This is a genomic window from Brevibacterium sp. FAM 27836 (genome assembly GCF_051351055.1).
GTDB lineage: Bacteria > Actinomycetota > Actinomycetes > Actinomycetales > Brevibacteriaceae > Brevibacterium.
The window spans coordinates 630,985-650,921 of sequence record NZ_CP195711.1 but is presented as its reverse complement, the minus strand read 5'-3'; the positions used below and the strand labels follow the sequence as shown (position 1 = coordinate 650,921).

General features: G+C 63.2%; 26 protein-coding genes. 21 read left to right on the top strand and 5 right to left on the bottom strand.

All coding sequences use genetic code 11. From position 1 onward, the window contains the following. Nucleotides 1-2 precede the first annotated feature (2 nt). The 11 genes from rplX to map all read left to right on the top strand — a co-directional run bounded on the left by rplX (nucleotide 3) and on the right by map (nucleotide 6,645). Entirely contained in the window at nucleotides 3-371 is a 369-nt protein-coding gene (rplX, locus tag ACSE4D_RS03055; RefSeq protein ID WP_135537119.1) for a 50S ribosomal protein L24, read from the top strand. Further along, a complete protein-coding gene (rplE, locus tag ACSE4D_RS03050) occupies nucleotides 371-940 on the top strand; it encodes a 50S ribosomal protein L5 (protein ID WP_135537118.1) in 570 nt (189 codons plus the stop codon). Before rplX ends, rplE begins: the two co-directional genes overlap by 1 nt. Nucleotides 941-1,007: 67 nt before the next feature. Then, complete coding sequence (rpsH, locus tag ACSE4D_RS03045; RefSeq protein ID WP_135537117.1) at nucleotides 1,008-1,406, top strand: 30S ribosomal protein S8; 399 nt, start codon at nucleotides 1,008-1,010, stop codon at nucleotides 1,404-1,406. A 16-nt stretch (nucleotides 1,407-1,422) separates the two neighbouring features. Beyond that, entirely contained in the window at nucleotides 1,423-1,959 is a 537-nt protein-coding gene (rplF, locus tag ACSE4D_RS03040; RefSeq protein ID WP_135537116.1) for a 50S ribosomal protein L6, read from the top strand. 2 nt (nucleotides 1,960-1,961) lie between these two features. Then, nucleotides 1,962-2,342: a 50S ribosomal protein L18 gene (rplR, locus tag ACSE4D_RS03035; RefSeq protein WP_135537115.1), complete on the top strand. Its 381-nt coding sequence runs from the start codon at nucleotides 1,962-1,964 to the stop codon at nucleotides 2,340-2,342. Next, a complete protein-coding gene (rpsE, locus tag ACSE4D_RS03030) occupies nucleotides 2,339-3,022 on the top strand; it encodes a 30S ribosomal protein S5 (protein WP_135537114.1) in 684 nt (227 codons plus the stop codon). Before rplR ends, rpsE begins: the two co-directional genes overlap by 4 nt. Beyond that, nucleotides 3,022-3,204, top strand: a complete 183-nt coding sequence (gene rpmD, locus ACSE4D_RS03025; protein ID WP_135537113.1) for a 50S ribosomal protein L30 — start codon at nucleotides 3,022-3,024, stop codon at nucleotides 3,202-3,204. The genes rpsE and rpmD overlap by 1 nt, the downstream gene beginning before the upstream one ends. 1 nt (nucleotide 3,205) lies before the next feature. Beyond that, nucleotides 3,206-3,658, top strand: a complete 453-nt coding sequence (gene rplO / locus ACSE4D_RS03020; protein ID WP_135537112.1) for a 50S ribosomal protein L15 — start codon at nucleotides 3,206-3,208, stop codon at nucleotides 3,656-3,658. Nucleotides 3,659-3,895: 237 nt separating this feature from the next. Then, the gene (gene secY / locus ACSE4D_RS03015; RefSeq protein WP_135537111.1) at nucleotides 3,896-5,197 is read left to right on the top strand and encodes a preprotein translocase subunit SecY; all 1,302 of its coding nucleotides are present in this window, start codon (nucleotides 3,896-3,898) and stop codon (nucleotides 5,195-5,197) included. Nucleotides 5,198-5,245: 48 nt separating this feature from the next. Then, the gene (locus ACSE4D_RS03010; RefSeq protein ID WP_135537110.1) at nucleotides 5,246-5,812 is read left to right on the top strand and encodes an adenylate kinase; all 567 of its coding nucleotides are present in this window, start codon (nucleotides 5,246-5,248) and stop codon (nucleotides 5,810-5,812) included. Beyond that, nucleotides 5,809-6,645, top strand: coding sequence for a type I methionyl aminopeptidase (gene map / locus ACSE4D_RS03005; protein ID WP_135537109.1), 837 nt, complete (start codon nucleotides 5,809-5,811; stop codon nucleotides 6,643-6,645). The genes ACSE4D_RS03010 and map overlap by 4 nt, the downstream gene beginning before the upstream one ends. Nucleotides 6,646-6,654: 9 nt before the next feature. Here map and ACSE4D_RS03000 read toward each other — a convergent pair whose 3' ends face one another. Next, nucleotides 6,655-6,894 carry a hypothetical protein gene (locus ACSE4D_RS03000; protein ID WP_135537108.1) on the bottom strand — a complete coding sequence of 80 codons (240 nt, stop codon included), beginning with the start codon at nucleotides 6,892-6,894 and terminating at the stop codon, nucleotides 6,655-6,657. A gap of 79 nt (nucleotides 6,895-6,973) precedes the next feature. On the opposite strand from ACSE4D_RS03000, the gene ACSE4D_RS02995 reads away from it, so the two are divergent. Continuing rightward, nucleotides 6,974-7,858, top strand: coding sequence for a PaaX family transcriptional regulator (locus ACSE4D_RS02995; protein WP_135537107.1), 885 nt, complete (start codon nucleotides 6,974-6,976; stop codon nucleotides 7,856-7,858). A 36-nt stretch (nucleotides 7,859-7,894) separates the two neighbouring features. On the opposite strand, the gene ACSE4D_RS02990 is transcribed toward ACSE4D_RS02995, so the two are convergent. After that, nucleotides 7,895-9,040, bottom strand: coding sequence for a MalY/PatB family protein (locus ACSE4D_RS02990; RefSeq protein WP_135537106.1), 1,146 nt, complete (start codon nucleotides 9,038-9,040; stop codon nucleotides 7,895-7,897). Between the two features lie 500 nt (nucleotides 9,041-9,540). Between ACSE4D_RS02990 and infA the strand changes: the two genes are divergently transcribed. The 6 genes from infA (at nucleotide 9,541) to rplQ (ending at nucleotide 12,658) form a co-directional block, all read left to right on the top strand. Beyond that, on the top strand, nucleotides 9,541-9,762 hold the full coding sequence (infA, locus tag ACSE4D_RS02985; protein WP_009379245.1) for a translation initiation factor IF-1: 222 nt from the start codon (nucleotides 9,541-9,543) through the stop codon (nucleotides 9,760-9,762). 60 nt (nucleotides 9,763-9,822) lie between these two features. Then, nucleotides 9,823-9,936, top strand: a complete 114-nt coding sequence (gene rpmJ / locus ACSE4D_RS02980) for a 50S ribosomal protein L36 (RefSeq protein WP_009884960.1) — start codon at nucleotides 9,823-9,825, stop codon at nucleotides 9,934-9,936. Between the two features lie 210 nt (nucleotides 9,937-10,146). Then, entirely contained in the window at nucleotides 10,147-10,515 is a 369-nt protein-coding gene (gene rpsM / locus ACSE4D_RS02975; protein WP_025777905.1) for a 30S ribosomal protein S13, read from the top strand. Nucleotides 10,516-10,568: 53 nt separating this feature from the next. Then, nucleotides 10,569-10,973 (top strand): 30S ribosomal protein S11, encoded by a 405-nt coding sequence (gene rpsK / locus ACSE4D_RS02970; protein ID WP_135537105.1) that lies wholly within the window; start codon nucleotides 10,569-10,571, stop codon nucleotides 10,971-10,973. Nucleotides 10,974-11,123: 150 nt separating this feature from the next. Further along, nucleotides 11,124-12,122, top strand: a complete 999-nt coding sequence (locus ACSE4D_RS02965) for a DNA-directed RNA polymerase subunit alpha (protein WP_135537104.1) — start codon at nucleotides 11,124-11,126, stop codon at nucleotides 12,120-12,122. A 23-nt stretch (nucleotides 12,123-12,145) separates the two neighbouring features. Continuing rightward, complete coding sequence (gene rplQ, locus ACSE4D_RS02960) at nucleotides 12,146-12,658, top strand: 50S ribosomal protein L17 (protein WP_135537103.1); 513 nt, start codon at nucleotides 12,146-12,148, stop codon at nucleotides 12,656-12,658. A gap of 309 nt (nucleotides 12,659-12,967) precedes the next feature. On the opposite strand, the gene putP is transcribed toward rplQ, so the two are convergent. After that, the gene (gene putP, locus ACSE4D_RS02955; protein ID WP_135537102.1) at nucleotides 12,968-14,488 is read right to left on the bottom strand and encodes a sodium/proline symporter PutP; all 1,521 of its coding nucleotides are present in this window, start codon (nucleotides 14,486-14,488) and stop codon (nucleotides 12,968-12,970) included. A 683-nt stretch (nucleotides 14,489-15,171) separates the two neighbouring features. Continuing rightward, nucleotides 15,172-16,023: a formyltetrahydrofolate deformylase gene (gene purU / locus ACSE4D_RS02950; protein WP_135537101.1), complete on the bottom strand. Its 852-nt coding sequence runs from the start codon at nucleotides 16,021-16,023 to the stop codon at nucleotides 15,172-15,174. Between the two features lie 238 nt (nucleotides 16,024-16,261). Here purU and glyA point away from each other — a divergent pair, with 238 nt between their 5' ends. Together glyA and ACSE4D_RS02940 are read left to right on the top strand one after the other, a co-directional pair. Next, nucleotides 16,262-17,536 carry a serine hydroxymethyltransferase gene (glyA, locus tag ACSE4D_RS02945; RefSeq protein ID WP_135537100.1) on the top strand — a complete coding sequence of 425 codons (1,275 nt, stop codon included), beginning with the start codon at nucleotides 16,262-16,264 and terminating at the stop codon, nucleotides 17,534-17,536. Further along, nucleotides 17,536-18,432: a bifunctional methylenetetrahydrofolate dehydrogenase/methenyltetrahydrofolate cyclohydrolase gene (locus ACSE4D_RS02940; protein WP_135537099.1), complete on the top strand. Its 897-nt coding sequence runs from the start codon at nucleotides 17,536-17,538 to the stop codon at nucleotides 18,430-18,432. The genes glyA and ACSE4D_RS02940 overlap by 1 nt, the downstream gene beginning before the upstream one ends. Before the next feature lie 85 nt (nucleotides 18,433-18,517). On the opposite strand, the gene ACSE4D_RS02935 is transcribed toward ACSE4D_RS02940, so the two are convergent. Then, the gene (locus ACSE4D_RS02935) at nucleotides 18,518-19,006 is read right to left on the bottom strand and encodes a GNAT family N-acetyltransferase (protein ID WP_135537098.1); all 489 of its coding nucleotides are present in this window, start codon (nucleotides 19,004-19,006) and stop codon (nucleotides 18,518-18,520) included. A gap of 84 nt (nucleotides 19,007-19,090) precedes the next feature. Here ACSE4D_RS02935 and ACSE4D_RS02930 point away from each other — a divergent pair, with 84 nt between their 5' ends. Then, entirely contained in the window at nucleotides 19,091-19,906 is an 816-nt protein-coding gene (locus ACSE4D_RS02930; protein ID WP_205683259.1) for an exodeoxyribonuclease III, read from the top strand. The last annotated feature ends 31 nt before the right edge of the window (nucleotides 19,907-19,937 follow it).

The following is a 19,937-nucleotide window of genomic DNA, read 5'->3' as shown; positions in this document are numbered from 1 at the left end:
GCATGGCGAACAAGCTCAAGATCAAGAAGGGCGATCTCGTCCAGGTGATCGCAGGCGCTCGGGAGTCACGCGGTGGCGATCGCGGGAAGCAGGGCAAGGTTCTTGCCGTCTACCCCGAACGCAACCGTGTGCTCGTCGAGGGCGTCAACCGCGTGATCAAGCACAAGAAGGCTACGCAGACTCAGGCCGGCGGCACCGCTGGTGGCCGTGAGACCCACGAAGCCCCCATCCACGTGTCCAACGTGGCGCTCGTTGATCCCAAGGACAACAAGCCCACCCGCGTCGGATACCGCGAAGAGAACGTCGAGCGCGATGGTCGCACCAAGACCGTTCGGGTTCGCTACTCGCGTCGCACCGGGGAGGAGATCTGATGACGGAAACAACCACCAGCCGTCCCGCACCGCGTCTCAAGCAGATTTACCGCAATGAGATCGTGGCGAAGATGCAGGAAGAGTTCAACTACGCCAACCCCATGCAGGTTCCCGGACTGACCAAGGTCGTCGTGAACATGGGTGTGGGTGACGCAGCACGCGATTCCAAGCTGATCGAAGGCGCCGTCAACGATCTGACTCTGATCACCGGTCAGAAGCCGGTCGTGACCCGGGCTCGGAAGTCCATCGCTCAGTTCAAGCTGCGCGAGGGCCAGCCCATCGGTGTCCACGTCACCATGCGTGGAGCACGGATGTGGGAGTTCATCGACCGCGTCATCACCCTGGCACTGCCGCGTATCCGCGACTTCCGCGGACTCTCGGATCGTCAGTTCGACGGACACGGCAACTATACCTTCGGTCTCACGGAGCAGTCGATGTTCCACGAGATCGACCAGGACCGGATCGACCGTGTCCGCGGTATGGATATCACCGTGGTCACCACTGCCACGACGGACGATGAGGGACGTGCACTGCTGCGTCACCTCGGGTTCCCGTTCAAGACAAAATAATCGCTACGTTGCAGGTCCAAGCACAGCATGTGGGCGGAAACCGTAACGAGGAAGGGCAAGTGCCCAAATGACAATGACTGATCCAGTCGCAGACATGCTCACGCGTCTGCGCAACGCCAACTCGGCTTATCACGAGGACGTCAGCATGCCGTTCTCGAAACTCAAGTCGAACATCGCCGAGATCCTCAAGACGGAGGGTTACATCACCGGCTGGAGCGTCGAAGACGCCGAGGTCGGAAAGACCCTGTTCCTGGACCTCAAGTTCGGACCCAACCGGGAACGTTCCATCGCCGGACTGCGTCGTGTGTCGAAGCCGGGACTGCGCGTCTACGCGAAGTCCACGAACCTGCCCAAGGTTCTCGGCGGACTCGGCATCGCCATCCTGTCGACCTCGTCAGGCCTCCTGACAGACCGCCAGGCCGCCAAGAAGGGTGTGGGTGGGGAAGTCCTCGCCTACGTCTGGTAAGGAAGGAGAGAAGAATATGTCACGTATTGGCAAGAACCCGATCTCCGTTCCCAGCGGCGTCGAGGTCAAGGTCGACGGCCAGGATGTTGCCGTCAAGGGACCCAAGGGCGAACTGTCTGTCACCATCGCCGAGCCGATCACCGTATCGCTCGAAGACGGTGTCGTCACCGTGGCGCGTCCGGACGAGGAGCGCGAATCGCGTTCCCTGCACGGACTGTCACGCACGCTCATCAACAACCTGATCGTCGGTGTGACCGAGGGCTACTCCAAGGGCCTCGAGATCGTCGGAACCGGTTACCGTGTGCAGGCCAAGGGATCGAACCTCGAGTTCGCCCTCGGCTACAGCCATCCCATCGTCGTCGAGCCGCCTGAGGGAATCTCCTTCAGCGTCGAGGGTCAGACGAAGGTCGGCGTCCACGGAATCGACAAGCAGCTGGTCGGTGAGACCGCTGCAAACATCCGGAAGCTGCGCAGGCCCGAACCCTACAAGGGCAAAGGTGTGCGCTACGCCGGCGAAATCGTCCGTCGCAAGGTCGGAAAGGCTGGTAAGTAAAGATGGCCTTTGGCAAGAAGGAAAGCTACGGCAAGGGCAGGGCTGCTGCTCGCAAGCGTCGTCACGCTCGTCTGCGCAAGCATGTGAGCGGTACGGCCGAGCGCCCGCGCCTCTCAGTGACTCGTTCCACGCGCCATGTCTTCGTCCAGGTCATCGACGACACCGTCGGCAAGACCCTGGTCTCGGCCTCCACCATGGAAGCCGATCTGCGGACATTCGAAGGCGACAAGACCGGCAAAGCCCGCAAGGTGGGCGAACTGGTTGCCCAGCGCGCCAAGGACGCCGGTATCGAAGCCGTCGTATTCGACCGTGGAGGCAACGCCTACCACGGCCGTGTGCAGGCAATCGCCGAAGGTGCCCGTGAAGGAGGATTGGCCCTATGAGCACTGAAGAGAACAAGGAACAGCAGGCGACTGCTGAGACGCGCACCGACAACAGCGGTGACCGTTCCTCCCGTGGCCGCGGCCAGGGTGGACAGGGCGGCCAGGGCCGCGGACGCGGCGAAGGCCGTGGGCGTGGCGGTCGCAACGATCGTGACGACAAGAACCAGTTCGTCGAGCACGTCATCACCATCAACCGCGTGTCGAAGGTCGTCAAGGGTGGACGTCGGTTCTCCTTCACGGCTCTCGTCGTGGTTGGCGACGGCGACGGCATGGTCGGCATGGGCTATGGCAAGGCGAAGGAAGTTCCTGCCGCCATCGCCAAGGGTGTTGAGGAAGCGAAGAAAAACTTCTTCCGTGTCCCCCGCATCCAGAAGACCATTCCGCACCCGGTCCAGGGCGAGGAAGCCGCAGGCGTTGTCCTGCTGCGTCCGGCCGCTCCCGGTACCGGTGTCATCGCCGGCGGACCCGTCCGTGCAGTCCTCGATGCCGCTGGCGTCCAGGATGTGCTGTCGAAGTCGCTGGGTTCGTCGAACGCGATCAACATCGTGCACGCTGCGATCACCGCGCTGAAGAGCCTCGAACGGCCCGAGGAAGTTGCGGCTCGCCGCGGCCTTCCCGTCGACGAGGTTGCTCCGCACGCATTGCTGCGAGCAGCTGCTGAAAGTGGGGCGAAGTCCTGATGGCAAAGCTCAAGATTACTCAGCGCAAGTCCGCTATCGGTTACCGTCAGAGCCAGCGCGATACGCTGCGTTCGCTCGGTCTCAAGCGGACCAACGACGTTGTGGTGCAGGATGATCGCCCGGAGATCCGGGGAATGATCAACGCTGTTCGCCACATCGTGACTGTGGAAGAGGTCGATTGATATGTCGAACAACGACTCGCTGAAGCTGCACGATCTGCACCCGGCCCCCGGAGCCAAGACCACCAAGACCCGTGTGGGTCGTGGTGAGGCTTCGAAGGGTAAGACCGCCGGTCGCGGAACCAAGGGCACGAAGGCCCGTTACCAGGTTCCGCACGGCTTCGAGGGCGGCCAGACACCGATGCACATGCGTCTGCCGAAGCTGCGTGGGTTCAAGAACCCGGCCAAGGTGACGTTCCAGGTTGTCAACCTCGACAAGCTGTCCGCCCTGTTCCCCGAGGGAGGAGACGTCACCGTCGCCGATCTCGTGGCTAAGGGTGCTGTGCGTCCCAAGCAGCCCGTCAAGGTTCTCGGCACCGGTGAGATCACCGTGGCTCTGAACATCACTGCAGACAAGTTCTCCGGCTCAGCGGCCGAGAAGATCAAGGCTGCAGGCGGAAGCGCCAGCGAAGCCTGATCGGATCCGTTGGAACGGGCCTGAGGCTTCAATGCTGAAAGAGGGGGCGGTCACTGCGGTGACCGCCCCCTTCTGCATGCCCGGCAATACCCCGGGAATCACTCCGAAACCAGTCTGTCGGGCCACTGACCGGTTTCAGTCTAGAGGTCATACCCTGATAGTCTTTTGCAGGTATTTGTCTCATTCGCCAGGTCGCGACCACGACTCTGACTTTTCATCCGCCAACGAGGAGGACGCTTGATCGGCGCAATCCGGAGGGCTTTCAGAACGCCCGACTTGAGGAACAAACTCCTCTTCACCCTGGGCATTCTTGTCATCTTCCGACTCGGCTCGTTCATTCCCTCGCCCGGCATCGATTACACCCAGGTGCAGGAGTGTGTGGCTTCGCCTCAGCTGAATGAGGGCGGATTCGCAATGATCAACCTCTTCAGCGGTGGCGCTCTGCTGCAGCTGTCGATCTTCGCTCTGGGCATCATGCCCTACATCACGGCGAGCATCATCGTGCAGCTCCTGCGCGTGGTCATCCCGCGCTTCGAATCCCTCCACAAGGAAGGGGCGTCCGGTCAGGCGAAGCTGACCCAGTACACTCGTTACCTCACCATCGGCCTGGCGATCCTCAACTCGACCACGCTCGTGGCCACTGTCCGTTCGGGTGCGCTCTTCGGCAGCGTCGAAGGCTGCACCGACCTCATCGCCAACGACACCTGGTGGGGCATCGCAGTCCTCGTGCTCACGCTCACCGCTGGTACCGGCCTCATCATGTGGCTGGGCGAGCAGATCACCGAGCACGGTGTCGGCAATGGTATGTCGCTGCTGATCTTCACCTCTGTCGCCTCGGCGTTCCCGTCCTCGCTCGGTGCGATCTTCCGCGAGCAGGGCGTCGACATCTTCCTCATCGTCTTGGCGGTCGGCCTGGTCCTCGTCGCGCTCGTCGTCTTCGTCGAACAGTCGCAGCGTCGCGTGCCCGTCCAGTACGCGAAGCGGATGGTCGGGCGTCGTATGTTCGGGGGCACCTCGACCTATATCCCGATCAAGGTGAACATGGCCGGAGTCATCCCCGTCATCTTCGCCTCCTCGGTGCTCTACCTGCCGAGCCTGATCTCGCAGTTCTTCGATCCCGAGTCGAAGTGGGTCGAATGGATCAACACCTACTTCACCCGCGGCGATCACCCGATCTACATCACCGTCTACGCTCTGCTGACGATCTTCTTCGCCTACTTCTACGTGGCGATCACCTTCAATCCCGAAGAGGTCGCGGACAACATGAAGAAGTACGGCGGGTTCATCCCCGGCATCCGCGCCGGTCGACCGACAGCCGAATACCTCAGCTTCGTGCTCAGCCGCATCAACTTCCCCGGTTCGCTCTACTTGGCCTTCGTCGCCCTCATTCCGCTCATCGCGCTGGTGCTCATCAACGCGAACCAGAACTTCCCGTTCGGCGGAACTTCGCTGCTCATCGTCGTGGGCGTCGGCCTTGAGACGGTCAAGCAGATCGATGCGCAGATGCAGCAGCGCCACTATGAAGGACTGTTGCGCTGATTTGACCTGACGCTGAGCTTCAGCGGACAACCATTGGAAGGACACCTTATGAGTTCACGCATTATCCTGATCGGCCCCCCGGGAGCCGGCAAGGGCACCCAGGCGGCTCGTCTGTCGGAGGCGCTCGGCGTCCCGGCGATCTCCACCGGAGACATCTTCCGGGCGAACGTGAAGGGTGAGACCGAGCTCGGCAAGCTCGCCAAGCGCTACATGGACGCCGGCGAGTACGTTCCCGACGAGGTCACGAACTCGATGGTCGCTGACCGTTTGGCTCAGGACGATGCGGCAGACGGGTTCCTGCTCGACGGCTACCCGCGCACCAGCGCCCAGGTCGAAGAACTCGATCGGATGCTCTCGGCCGAAGACAAGGCGATCGAACACGTCGTCGAACTCACTGCTGACACCGACGAAGTCGTCGCTCGTCTGCTCGCCCGCGCACAGACCGAGGGCCGCAGCGATGACAGCGAAGACGTCATCCGCCACCGCCTCGACGTCTACGAAGAGCAGACCCAGCCGCTGACCGACATCTACCGCAGCCGCGGTCTGCTGCGCCAGGTCGACGGCCTCGGAGAGGTCAACGACATCACTGACCGTATCCTGTCTTCCATTCGATGATCTTCGGACCACGGATCGAGCTCAAGACTCCTGCGGAGCTCGAGCTCATGCACCGGGCCGGGCAGCTGACACGCCAAGTGCTCTCAGCCGCCCGGTCCGCGGCCGTTCCCGGTGCCACGACCACCGAGGTGGACGCCGCGGCCGAAGCAGTCATCGATGCCGCCGACGCGCGGTCGAATTTCAAGGGATACCAGGGATTCCCCGCCGTGGTGTGCATCTCCGTGAATGAGGAGATCGTCCACGGCATCCCAGGCAGTCGTGTCCTCGCAGCAGGTGACATCGTCTCGATCGACGGCGGTGCCATCGTCGATGGCTTCCACGGAGATTCGGCACTGACGATGATCGTCGGCGGCGATGATGCCGGCACCGAAGCGGACCGTCTGCTCTCCGTCGCCACCGAGACGGCGATGTGGACCGGCATCGCCGCATTCGCCACCGGCACGAAGGTCAGCGACATCGGCGACGCCATCGACGACTTCGTGACTGAGAACCATCCGCATCTGGGTCTCGTCGAGGAATTCACCGGGCACGGCATCGGCACTGCCATGCACATGGCACCTGAAGTGCTCAACTACCGCGCCCGGTCGAACGGACCGAAGATCAAGGCGGGAATGTGCCTGGCGATCGAGCCGATGCTCACCACGGGAGGTGGGGACACCCGCACCCTCGCCGATGACTGGACGGTCGTGACGGCGGACGGTTCTCGGGCGAGTCACTGGGAGCACAGTGTGGCCCGCCACGACGGGGGAGTCTGGGTGCTGACCGCCGAGGATGGGGGAGCGGCCGGGTTGGCGCCGTTCGGAATCACACCTGTGCCTCCGAAGAGCGCCTGAGGGGAGAACTCAGGTCGTCAGCGCCTGCTTCTTCAGTGAAGCCCTGCCGACGAAATAGACGGCGGTGAAGGTTCCCGACGCCGCCATGAGTGCGAGAGCGAACATCCACGCCGCCGTCTCGACGATGTTGAATCCGGCCAACTGGAATGCGCAGAACGCGATGAATGCCGTGATTGCGCCGGCCAGCACACCGGCTGTGCGTGACATCTGATAGGCGCGCTGCTCGAGAGTGTACGTGTGGTCATCCATGTCGTGGCTCCTTAGACGCATCGTCGCGATCTCGGTCCTGTCGGCACCGATACTTGTGTTTTCACGGTAGGATCTCGCCATGGCGAGTGTCTACGATGTCCCGAAACGTCAGACAGATGTGGGCGATCGCTATCGGATGACACGGATCGCCTTCGACGTGATCTCCGCGTTCGGATGCCTTCAGGCCAGCGGTCTGCCGGGTCCGGTGATTGTCAGCATCCTCGGCGAACACGGGTATTCGTCCTCGAGCGTCCACAACCAGCTCGTGCGGATGGTCCGACGGGGGATCCTTTGCAGTGAACGGGTCGGACGGGTGTCCGTCTACCGGCTCAGCGCGCACATCCTCTCAGGCTTCACCGATATCGCCGGCGATCATGTCTTCCCCGAATACGAAGGTCGCTTTCACACCATCCTGTACTCGGTTCGCGAGGCCGCACGAGGCGTGCGTGACCGTCTGCAGTACATCGCCCGCAGTCTCGGCTACGGACAGCTGCGCCCGGGGATTCTCGTGGGTTTCTCCGACCGCAGTGCGCAGCTGGATGCGCGTCTGCCCGCGATCGCCGATCCCGGCTGGTATGAGACCGCCGTTCTGACTCCCGAGTCAGTGGAGGCGGCACGCAGGATGACCTCCCGAGCCTTCGGCCTCGACGCGGCCCTCGCCCAGCTGCCTGCGCTGGAAGAGCGGATGAACGCACTGAGCGCAAATGGTTCAGCGCCGGCTACCGGACGTGTGGGACTGAGTCTCAGCAGCTTCTTCGATCTGTACTTCGATGTTGCCCGGGATGTGATGGCCCACCCTCTGCTGCCCGAAGTGCTCGTCGAAGGCACACAGCCGGCCGTGAGGTTCCGGAAGCTGATGAATCAGTGCAACCTCGAGTACTACCTCAGATTCGACCAGAGGATCCTCGAATGTGCGGGGTCGTGCTCGTCCTATGACCTCATCGAATGGCTGCCGCAGCGATGACCCGGGTCGCAGCCCTCATGCATGGTCCGAAGAATCTCAGAGAATCCGAGCGATCCGTTCGACCGCCTCGGTGAGCAGGGGACGGGGGAGTGCGAAGTTGAACCGGATATGTCCGGCACCGACCTCACCGCACAGTCGTCCCTCGGTCACTGCCACCCCCGCGCGGAAATTGATCGTTTCGGCCAGTCCCGACTCGAGACCGTAGCCGCGCAGATCCAGCCACGCCAGGTACGTGCCCTCCGGCTGGATGTAGGCGGCGTTGGGCAGTAGCGAGGTGACGAGATCGGTGAACAGGTCGCGACTGCCTTTGAGGTAGCCGTTGACCTCGTCGAGCCAGTCGAGTGAACGGGTATAGGCAGCTGTGGTTGCGAGCATTCCGGGATTCGATGCCGCCCCGGAGACGAATTGACCCTTCTGCTTCCACGTTTCTCGATCGCTCGGGGAGGTCAGGATCAGCTGTGCGCATTTGAGGCCGGGGATGTTGAAGGCCTTCGACGCGGCCGTCGCGGTGGTGGTGTGGGCGGCGGTCGCCTCGGTGAGGGTGGCGTAGGGAATGTGCTTGGCGGGGTCGTAGACGACGGGGGCGTGGATTTCGTCAGAGAACACCCGGGCCTCCTCGGCCTCGACCACCTCGGCGAGGGCCAACAGCTCGTCTTCGGTGTAGACCTTGCCGATGGGGTTGTGAGGGTTGCACAGAACGAGGGTGGCGCCGGGGGTGAGCGCAGCGGCGATGGCGTCGAGATCGAGCGACCACCCGGTTTCCGAGCGCAGCATCGGCGCTTCGATGAGGCGGCGGCCGGTGACCCGGGCGACGTCGAAGAACGGCATGTACGCCGGGGTCGGGAGCACGATCGGGGTGTCGGCAGGTGTGAGGTGGGTGAGCACGCCGAGGAACGCCGCGAGCACATCGCTGGCCGGCTCGATGTGTTCGACGGGGATCTGCCACCCGTAGCGGTCGGCGCAGAATCCGGAGGTCGCGGCTCTGAGTTCGGCTGTGAGGTCGGCGGGAGCGTAGCCGTAGAGGTCACGGTCGTCGATCACCTGGAGGGATCGGCGCACGGCGGGAGCGACGCCGAAGTCCATCTCGGCGATGAATGCGCCGATCGAACCGGGGAAGGCAGACCATTTGCGGCCGCCCTTCGCAACCAGGGACTCCTGCGTGATGGCGTCGAACTCGGACATCGTCGTTCTCCTCTGCTGGACGATTCGGCGGTACCGGGCGGAGCGGTGTGCGCAATCGCTCCGACCGTGACTGCTGCCGTGGGACGGACGGGCGCTCGTCGCACACAGCCGCATGCGTCGGTGCCCGCCCGAATGAGTTTCTCACGCTAGCAGTCGAGACCATCGTCCGGTGCGCAGCCTGTCGTCGGGAGTCATAGGAGGGACCTGAATCGGCAGAGGGGAGCCGTGCCGGGCGGCTGCGGCACGGCGCGGACGGGATTGTAAGGGACTTCACGCGCAGAAGCGAACACCGTGTGGAAGATTCTTCGCACGTGGTGTAGGGTTGTGGATTGGTCTGTTCTCACTCAACTCACCCTTTTTCAGATGTGGGCGGCTTCTGCCATCCACGTCTTTTATGTGGTGACGAGAGCGACGGGCCATGGGGTCACCGGCATTGAGTCGGTGATACACGATTACGTCGAACGCGAAGGTTTCGCGGGAATACGAGGTTAGCGAGCGATATGGCCAAAAAAGAAGGGGTCATTGAGATCGAAGGCACCGTTGTCGAAGCTCTGCCGAACGCATCGTTTCGGGTTGAGCTGAGCAACGGGCACAAGGTGCTGGCACATATCTCCGGAAAGATGCGTCAGCACTACATCCGCATCCTTCCCGAGGACCGGGTCATTGTGGAGCTGTCTCCATACGATCTCTCGCGCGGACGAATCGTTTACCGCTACAAGTAAGGATCTTCGATCATTCGCGTCTTGCTCCCTTCAGGGCAAGGACCGAAAGAAGGAAAAACGATGAAGGTTAAGCCCAGCGTCAAGAAGATCTGCGAGAACTGCCAGATTACCCGCCGTCACGGTCGGGTCATCGTCATCTGCTCCAACCCGCGCCACAAGCAGCGCCAGGGTTGAGCAGCTCTTCGAGCAGATCGAAGCTCCTCTGAGGAGCTTCAGCAGCACCACACCCGCGCAAACCTCGCCATCTGCGCCCGGGCCCCTGTGAAGTGAGAACTTCTCAGGCGAAGGCACAGGACGATACCTCCGGTCGGGGGCCGGAGACCTTGGGGGACCAGGGACAGGTTTGCATCAGCACCTCCGAAACAACAACAGGAGACAGTACCTATGGCACGACTTGCCGGAGTCGACATCCCGCGTGAAAAGCGCGTGGAAGTCGCCTTGACTTACATCTATGGTGTGGGCCGCACCCGTGCGCGCCAGACCCTGACCGAAACGGGAATCAGCCCTGATACCCGTGTGAAGGACTTGAGCGACGCCGAGCTCGTCCAGCTGCGTGACTACATCGAGGGCACATTCCAGGTTGAGGGTGACCTCCGTCGTGAGGTGGCCGCCGATATCCGCCGCAAGGTCGAAATCGGAAGCTATGAAGGCCTGCGTCACCGCCGCGGTCTGCCGGTTCGCGGACAGCGGACCAAGACGAATGCGCGTACCCGCAAGGGCCCCAAGCGCACCGTGGCCGGTAAGAAGAAGTAATTCGCTCACCCCGGTTGGCTGCGGCCAACCACCTCGATCAGGAGTAGGAATCTATGCCTCCCAAGTCACGCGCCGCTACAGTGCGCAAGCCTCGCCGCAAGCTGAAGAAGAATATCGTCGCCGGCCAGGCTCACATCAAATCAACCTTCAACAACACCATCGTGTCGATCACTGATCCGAGCGGTGCTGTCATCTCCTGGGCCTCCTCAGGTGAGGTCGGCTTCAAGGGTTCGCGCAAGTCGACCCCGTACGCCGCACAGATGGCTGCCGAATCGGCTGCTCGTCGCGCGCAGGAACACGGCCTGAAGAAGGTCGACGTGTTCGTCAAGGGACCCGGCTCGGGTCGTGAGACCGCGATCCGTTCGCTGCAGGCCGCGGGCCTGGAACTGGGCACCATCCAGGATGTCACCCCGGTTCCGTTCAACGGCTGCCGTCCCCCCAAGCGCCGCCGCGGCTGATCCTTCCGTGGAACTGCAACGGATGACGGGCGGGAGCCCGGCATCGGTCGCAGAACGGATTCCCAGATAACCCGAACCGTTCTTCATGGCTCATGCCATGACGTGCAGTGCGAACGTCATATAGCGGATGTTCGCTGAAAGGAAGCCCACGTGCTCATTGCACAGCGCCCAACGCTCACGGAAGAAGTCGTCTCCGATAACCGCTCACGGTTCGCCATCGAACCGCTCGAGCCAGGATTCGGCTACACCCTCGGCAACTCGCTTCGCCGGACTCTGCTGTCATCGATTCCCGGTGCATCCGTCACGTCCATCAGGATCGACGGAGTTCTCCACGAGTTCAGCACCGTTCCGGGGGTCAAAGAGGATGTCACTGAGTTCATCCTCAACCTGAAGTCCCTGGTCGTGTCGTCCGAATTCGACGAACCGGTCGTCGCCTACCTGCGCAAGCAGGGTCCTGGCACTGTGACCGCTGCCGATGTCTCTGCTCCTGCTGGGGTCGAGATCCACAATCCGGACCTGCACATCGCCACGCTGAATGGTGAGGGGCGTCTGGACATGGAACTGACCATCGAACGCGGACGCGGATACGTTTCGAGCGCTCAGAACAAGAACGCGGATGCAGAGATCGGCCGGATCCCGGTCGATTCGATCTACTCCCCGGTTCTCAAGGTCACCTACAAGGTCGAAGCCACACGCGTCGAACAGCGCACTGACTTCGATCGTCTGGTCCTCGATGTTGAAACCAAGCCCTCGATGACTCCGCGCGACGCGATCGCGTCTGCGGGCAAGACCCTGGTCGAGCTCTTCGGCCTGGCTCGAGAGCTCAACGTCGAAGCCGAAGGCATCGAGATCGGACCCTCGCCTGTGGACGCGGCTCTGGCCGCCGATCTGGCGCTGGCCATCGAAGACCTCGACCTGACCGTGCGCTCCTACAACTGCCTCAAGCGCGAAGGCATCCACACCGTCGGTGAGCTCGTTGCTCGCAGCGAAGCCGACCTCATGGATATCCGCAACTTTGGTTCGAAGTCGATCGACGAGGTCAAGGCCAAGCTCAACGAGCTCGGTCTCAGCCTCAAGGACAGTCCTGCCGGATTCGATTCCGGTCTCGTTGATGAGGACCAGTCCTACGTCGAAGACGAACAGTACTGATTTAGACCTAGGAGTAACTCACAATGCCAACCCCAACCAAGGGCCCCCGCCTCGGCGGATCGCCCACACACGAGCGCCAGATGCTCAACAACATGGCTGCCCAGCTGTTCGAGCACAAGCAGATCACCACCACCGTGACCAAGGCCAAGCGTCTGCGTCCGGTCGCTGAGCGGATGATCACGAACGCGAAGAAGGGTGACCTGGCTGCACGTCGTCGCGTGCTCGGTCAGATCTCTGACAAGTCGGTCGTGCACGAGCTCTTCACCTCGATCGCCGAGGCCATGGCTGAGCGTCCCGGCGGTTACACCCGGATCACGAAGATCGGCCCCCGCCCCGGCGACAACGCCCCGATGGCCGTCATCGAACTAGTCCTCGAGCCCTACTCGCCCAAGCAGGCGACCGTGAAGGAAGCCGAACAGGCGACCGCCGCTGCCGCTCCTGCTGAGGAAGAGGCTCCGGTCGAGGCTGAGGTCGTCGATGAGGCTTCCGAGGAAGCCTCTGCCGAGGCCGACGCCGAGGCTGCCGAGGACAAGTAAGCTCCTCTTCCGACCGTCGGCTCCGCGGTTGCGGAGGCACGGCCGAACTTCTCAGGCGGGCACCCACCAGGGTGCCCGCCTGAAATGCATTCACTCCGCCGTCGGCCGCAACCGTGTTTGCCAACCGCGCATCGGCTTCTGCCGCCGATGAGCTGAGAGCGAAGACGCAGCGAAGGCCGGAGCATCATTGTGCTCCGGCCTTCGCTGGATCCGCCTTCAGACTCTGCCCTCAGCGGTTTCGCGCGAATGAGGACAAGTCATCGGTCGAGCATGTGCGCAGGGAGCGGCGCGGAGGCCGCCGTGTCGCGCTCACTTCGCCCGCGACAGCACCACTGACTCGTCGAATTCTCGGTCGGATTCCTCATCGTGCTTGTACGTCAGCTTGCTGACGACGACCGCAACGATGAGGTTGATCGCGAACCCGGGGATGATCTCGTAGACCGCGTCCGTCAGCGGTGTGCTCACCTGTCCCCACACGAAGGCGACGACCGCGCCGGACAGCAGCCCGGTCAGAGCGCCCCAATTGCTCAGGCGCTTCCAGAACAGGGTGAGGAGGACAATCGGACCGAACGATGCTCCGAAGCCGGCCCAGGCGAAGGCGACGAGGTCGAGGATGCTGTTCGACGGGGAGAGCGCCAGCACTACGGCGATGATCGCGACGACGAGGACACCGAGACGGCCGAGGAGCACATAGGTTTTGTCCTGCAGCGTGCGCGTGGACCCTGTTCGCAGAGCGACGATCTTGAACAGGTCCTCGATGAGTGCCGAGGAGGTCACGACCAGCTGCGAGGAGATCGTCGACATGATCGCGGCGAGGACCGCTGCCAGCACGAGTCCGGCGATGAACGGGTGGAACAGGATCTGCGCGAGATCGAGGAACACGGTCTCCGCGTCCGTCGGCTCCTGTGCGGCGTGTTCGGAGAAGTAGGAGATGCCGACGATCGCGGTGGCCACGGCGCCGAGTGCCGAAATCGCCATCCAGCTGACTCCGATGCGGCGGGCGACGGTGGCGTCAGCCGGGGTGCGCAGCGCCATGAAGCGCACGATGATGTGCGGCTGACCGAAGTAGCCCAGACCCCACGCGAGTGAGGAGACGATCGACATGATCGTAGCGAAAGTCCAGAAGTCGCCTGAGCCCAGAAGATTGAGCAGACCCGGGTCGATCTCCGAGACGTTCCTGATCACGGCCGCCGGTCCACCGGCATTGATGACTGCGACGATCGGTACGGCGACGAGGGCTGCGAACATCAGCAGTCCCTGGGCGACGTCTGTCAGCGTCGCACCGAGGAAGCCTCCGAAGAGAGTGTAGATCATGGTGATCGCGGCGACGAGGAGCATCCCCCCGATGTAGTTGAGCCCGAAGCTCGATTCGAAGAACTTTCCGGCAGCGACCATGCCTGAGGAGACATAGAAGGTGAAGAACACGAGGATGATGACGCCGCAGACGATGCGCAGCAGGCGGGTGCGGTCTTTCAACCGCTGTTCGAAGAAGCTGGGGATCGTGATCGAATCACCGGCCCGCTCCGTGAACGCTCGCAGACGCGGTGCCACGAACTTCCAGTTCACCCACGCACCGATCGTCAATCCGATGGCGATCCAGGCCTCGATGAGACCGGAGAGGTAAACGGCTCCGGGCAGTCCCATGAGCAGCCATCCGGACATATCCGATGCGCCGGCGCTCAGGGCCGCCACGCTCGGGCGCAGACCACGCCCGGCGAGCATATAGTCGTCGAGGTTGTTCCTGGTCCGGCGATAGGCGAACCATCCGATGGACAGCATCCCGACGAAATAGAGAACGATGGCAATCGTACGGAAAGTGGTTTCCGTCATCTGAGCTCAGCTCCTTCTGTAGACCGAGGCGACTTTACAGCAGGAGTGGTTCCGGGTGTGAATTCGCTGGCAATCTGCATGGCGCGAGCCTACACCTCCGTCGCCGCGTACGGGGGCGGTGTAGTCGAATCGCAATGCTTCGGTGACGTTGCCGAGGCGGCAGACGACGGTCGACCCCTACCGCGGGGACGTATGCGGGGTCAGCCGCGGGGACCGCGGCGCCGCGGTCGGCGATCATCCGACGGTGAACGCGGCGAGCGGGGGATCCGGAAGGGCTTCGCGGCAGGCTGTGTTTGCCTCAGTGAACTGCGCATCGGCCGGTTCCAGACGGCCTGACGGTGATGGAGGTCTGCAACCGAGAAGGTGGGCCATACGCCGGCGAGATGTTTGAAGAACGGGGGAAGGTGCTGATGAGATAGGTGTGGCCGGGATCGAAGTGGCGCATCGTGTCGAGGTTCTTCTCCAGGTTCGTTCGGGCCTGTGTTCTCCGGGCCCGTGTTCGTCACCATCGCGACCTTGGCCAGGGCCGGCCCGGCAGCCGCGCCGGATGGGTGCGAAGAAAGCGGTTGTGTCAGAAACACATCATCGGCCGCTTCCGGTGCGGCAGAGTCTCGCCGAGGCGGACCGGTCCGCTCTGGAACGGCGTGGCGACGGCCGAGCCATGACCTCGCCGAGGCGGGGTATCAGTTGAAGACGACCGTGCGATGTCCGTCCATAAGGACCCGCCCCTGAGCATGCCACGCGACCGCGCGGGCCAGCACCGCCGCCTCGACGTCCTGTCCGCGTTGGACGAAGTCGGCGATTGCGCGGCTGTGGTCGACGCGGGCGACATCCTGTTCGATGATCGGGCCTTCGTCGAGGTTGCTGGTGACGTAGTGGGCGGTGGCGCCGATGATCTTCACTCCGCGGGCATGCGCCTGGTGGTACGGTTTCGCACCCTTGAAGCTGGGCAGGAACGAGTGATGGATGTTGATGACTCGGCCTTCGAGGCGGTCGCAGAGTTCGGGGGAGAGGATCTGCATGTACCGGGCGAGCACGATGAGTTCGACGTCGAGCTCCTCGACGAGGGCGGACAGCCGCGCCTCGGCTTCGGGCTTCGTGTCCTTCGTGATCGGAATGTGGTGGAAGGTGTGCCCGTGGAATTCAGCCAACGACCGCAGATCGTCATGGTTGCCGACGACGCCGACGATGTCGATGGGCAGCTGAGACGACGAATGCTGGAACAGGAGGGTATTGAGGCAGTGCGCGGCTTTCGACACGAGGATGAGGGTCCTCGTCCTCTTCTCCGCCGGCTGCAGGCTCACGGTCATGGCGAACCGGTCGGCCACCTCGGCGAGTTCGGTTTCGAGGGCACCGGCGGTGACCTCGGCGGCGGTGGAGAACTGCAGGCGCAGGAAGAACTGTCGGGAATCGGGGGAGGAGAACTGCTGCGATTCGGTGATGTTTCCGCCGCGCCCTGCAAGGACTCCGGTCACGGCATGGACGACGCCGGTCGCATCTGGGCAGGTGACACTGAGGATCCATTCGCGGTTCATGGTCTCGATCCTAAACCGTGTGCCGGGTTCGCACCGACCCGGTGTCGGCATGCGGGTCCGTCGGATGGTCCGATCCGCCTCAGGCGGATGGTCGCGTTCCGACCGCCTCGAATCGGGTGTTCGGCAGGCGGTCGCCGCGGTGGGCGCGCGGACTTCGCTGTTAGCATGGTCTGCGGGTGTCCGCGGCGGCAGATCGCCCTGTTTCACCCTCTACATCGGATGCCACAGGAGAGTACTCATGACCGAAACCTCGATGCAGGCCTCGCTTGCAGACATCGATCCGCAGATCGCTGAGGTCCTCGACCTCGAGCTGGGCCGCCAGCGTTCAACTCTTGAGATGATCGCCTCGGAGAACTTCGTCCCCCGCGCCGTGCTCGAAGCACAGGGCTCGGTGCTGACGAACAAGTATGCAGAAGGATACCCCGGCAAGCGCTACTACGGGGGCTGCGAATACGTCGATGTCGCCGAGAACCTCGCCATCGACCGGGCCAAGAGCCTCTTCGGGGCCGAATATGCCAACGTCCAGCCCCATTCGGGTGCTTCGGCCAACGCTGCGGTCATGCACGCTCTGGCCCGTCAGGGCGACAAGATGCTCGGCCTGTCTCTGGCCCACGGCGGCCACCTCACTCACGGCATGAAGATCAATTTCTCCGGCCGCCTCTACGATGTCGCCTCCTACGAGGTCGACCCTGATACGTACCGCATCGACATGGACAAGGTGCGCGAGAAGGCTCTCGAGCATCGTCCGCAGGTCATCGTGGCCGGCTGGTCGGCCTATCCCCGCCAGCTCGACTTCCAGGCCTTCCGCGAGATCGCCGACGAAGTCGATGCGAAGCTGTGGGTGGACATGGCCCACTTCGCCGGACTCGTCGCCGCTGGTCTGCATCCGAATCCGGTGCCCTTCGCCGATGTCGTCTCCTCGACGGTGCACAAGACCATCGGCGGACCCCGCTCCGGGTTCATCCTCGGCAAGGAGGAGTTCGGCAAGAAACTCAACTCCGCAGTCTTCCCCGGCCAGCAGGGCGGACCGCTCATGCACGTCATCGCTGCGAAGGCTGTCGCCTTCAAACTCGCCGCGTCCGCCGAGTTCAAGGAACGTCAGGAACGCACTGTGCGCGGTGCCCAGATCCTCGCCGAACGTCTGCTCGCCGATGATGTCGCCGAGGCCGGCGCCACCGTGCTCACCGGTGGTACGGATGTCCATCTCGTGCTCGTCGACCTGCGCAATTCCGCACTCGACGGTCAGCAGGCCGAGGATCTCCTCCATTCGGTCGGCATCACCGTCAACCGCAACGCCGTGCCCTTCGACCCGCGCCCGCCGATGGTGACCTCGGGGCTGCGCATCGGCACCCCGGCCCTGGCCACCCGCGGTTTCGGTGACGAGGAATTCACCGAGGTCGCCGATGTCATCGCCGAGGCGCTCAAGCCCGGTGCCGATGTCGAGGCGCTCGCCGCCCGAATCGCGAAGCTCAGCGACTCCTTCCCACTCTACGAAGGGCTGGAACAGTACTGATGAGTGCACAGATCCTCGACGGCAGGGCCTGCGCCAAGCAGATCAAGGCCGAACTCACCGAGGCAGTGGCGGAACTGGCCGAGTCCGGGATCGTTCCCGGTCTCGGTACCGTCCTGGTCGGCGAAGACCCGGGCTCGAAGTGGTACGTCGCCGGCAAGCATCGTGACTGTGCGGAGGTGGGCATCCACTCGATCCGCCACGATCTTCCCGAAACGGTGTCTCAGGACGAGCTGCTGGCCGTCATCGACGAACTCAACCACGATGACGCGTGCACCGGGTACATCGTGCAGCTGCCGCTGCCGGCTCATATCGACACCGACACGATCCTCGAGGCCATCGATCCGGGCAAGGATGCCGACGGTCTGCATCCGACGAACCTCGGCCGGCTCGTGCTCAATGTGAATGCGGAGATCACGACCCCGCTGCCGTGCACCCCACGCGGTGTCATCGAGCTGATGACCCGCAACGGCATCGACCTGGCCGGCAAACATGTCGTCGTCATCGGTCGCGGAGTCACCGTGGGTCGGTCTATCGGTGCCCTGCTGACCAGGCGTGAGCACAATGCGACGGTGACGCTGACGCATACGGGTACGCGCAACCTCGATGAGCTGCTGGCTCAGGCCGATGTCATCGTCGCGGCCGCCGGTGCGGCGCGGATCGTCAAGCCCGGGTCGGTCAAGCTCGGCGCGATCGTCCTCGACGTGGGTGTGTCGCGAGAGACGGACCCGGAGACGGGGAAGTCGAAGATCGTCGGCGATGTGGATCCGGCAGTCGCCGAGGTGGCGTCCTGGGTGTCACCGAACCCCGGAGGCGTGGGACCGATGACCAGAGCTCTGCTGCTCAAGAACGTCGTCGACACCGCCCAGCGCACCACCACCCCAACCCCAGCCCCCTAATTGCTACGTGACGGCGGCCCAGCAACCTCGCGCGAGGTTGCTGGGCCGCCGTCAGGTAGTTCTGGGGAGGAGGAGGGGTGTGGGGTCAGTCCTCGGCCAGCTTGAGTTCGAAGAAGACTCGCGGATCGCCGTCACCGGCGTAGTCTTCGATGAGTTCGCCGCTGAAGCCCAGCGAGGAGTGGAATGAGATCGCACCCGAGGACTCGGGCAGCGTCGTCGCCTGCACCGAAGCCACTCCGAGCTTCCGAGCATGTTCGATGAAATGCTGGTAGAGATGACGACCGATTCCCTGGTGTCGGAAATCCGTACGTGCAGCGACCAAGTGGATGTAGGCCGGACCGTCATGGGGAATGACGCCGAGCAGATAGCCGACGATCTCCGAACGGTAGCGGGCCACCAGGCCGGACGTGACGAACTGGCGGAACCAGTAGGCGTCATGGTCGCGGCTGAGGTCGCGGTCTCCCCAGAAATTCTCCTGAGCACCCAGCAGGAACTCTCGCATCTCACGGGCGTCGACCTCATCGAGCTGTCGGATGCTCAGCTGCTCGAGATCGATCGTTTCGTCACCAGCCATGGCGCCTCCTGAAGTTTCTCATCATTGCTCACACTATATCGCCCTGTCCTGGATGGGTAGTGCGCTCATGTCATCATAGAACACATGATTCGGATTGCTTCAGTCAACGTCAACGGAGTCCGCGCAGCATGGAGGAAGGGGATGCCCACCTGGATAGATGCGGCGAAACCCGACTTCATCACCCTGCAGGAGGTGCGGGCCGCCAACGACATCGCCCACGGTGTCCTCGCCGACACCGGGTACACCACGATCAGCCATGACGCGGAGGCCAAGGGCCGTGCCGGGGTGGCGGTGATGGCCCGGACCGAGGCCGAAGCCAGCCGGGAGGGCCTCGGTGATGACGGCTACTTCGATCGTGCCGGACGGTGGGTGGAGACGGACTACCGCCTCGGTGACGGTTCGCTGCTGACCCTGGTCTCCGCCTACGTCCACTCCGGCGAGGTCGACACCCCCAAGCAGGAGGACAAGTACCGGTTCCTCGACCGCATGACCGAGCGGCTGCCGCAGCTGGCGAAGAGCTCGGACCATGTGCTCATCACCGGTGACCTCAACGTCTGCCACACCGAACGGGACCTGAAGAACTGGAAGGCCAACCGGAAGAAGGCGGGATTCCTGCCCGAGGAACGGGCCTACTTCGACGGCTTCTTCGGTGAGGTCGGCTATGTCGATGTCCACCGGAGGCTCAGCGGGGACGTCGACGGGCCCTACACCTGGTGGTCGATGCGGGGCAAGGCCTTCGACAACGACACCGGATGGCGCATTGACTATCAGATGGCGACTCCGGCCCTCGCCGAGGCGGCGGTGAAGGCCACCGTGGACAAGGCCGACAGCTGGGCGGAGCGGTGGTCGGACCACGCCCCTTTGGTCATCGACTACGACCTGCCCGCCCCGACCGCCTGAGCCTGCGGTCGAAAGACGGCAGCGAAGAAGC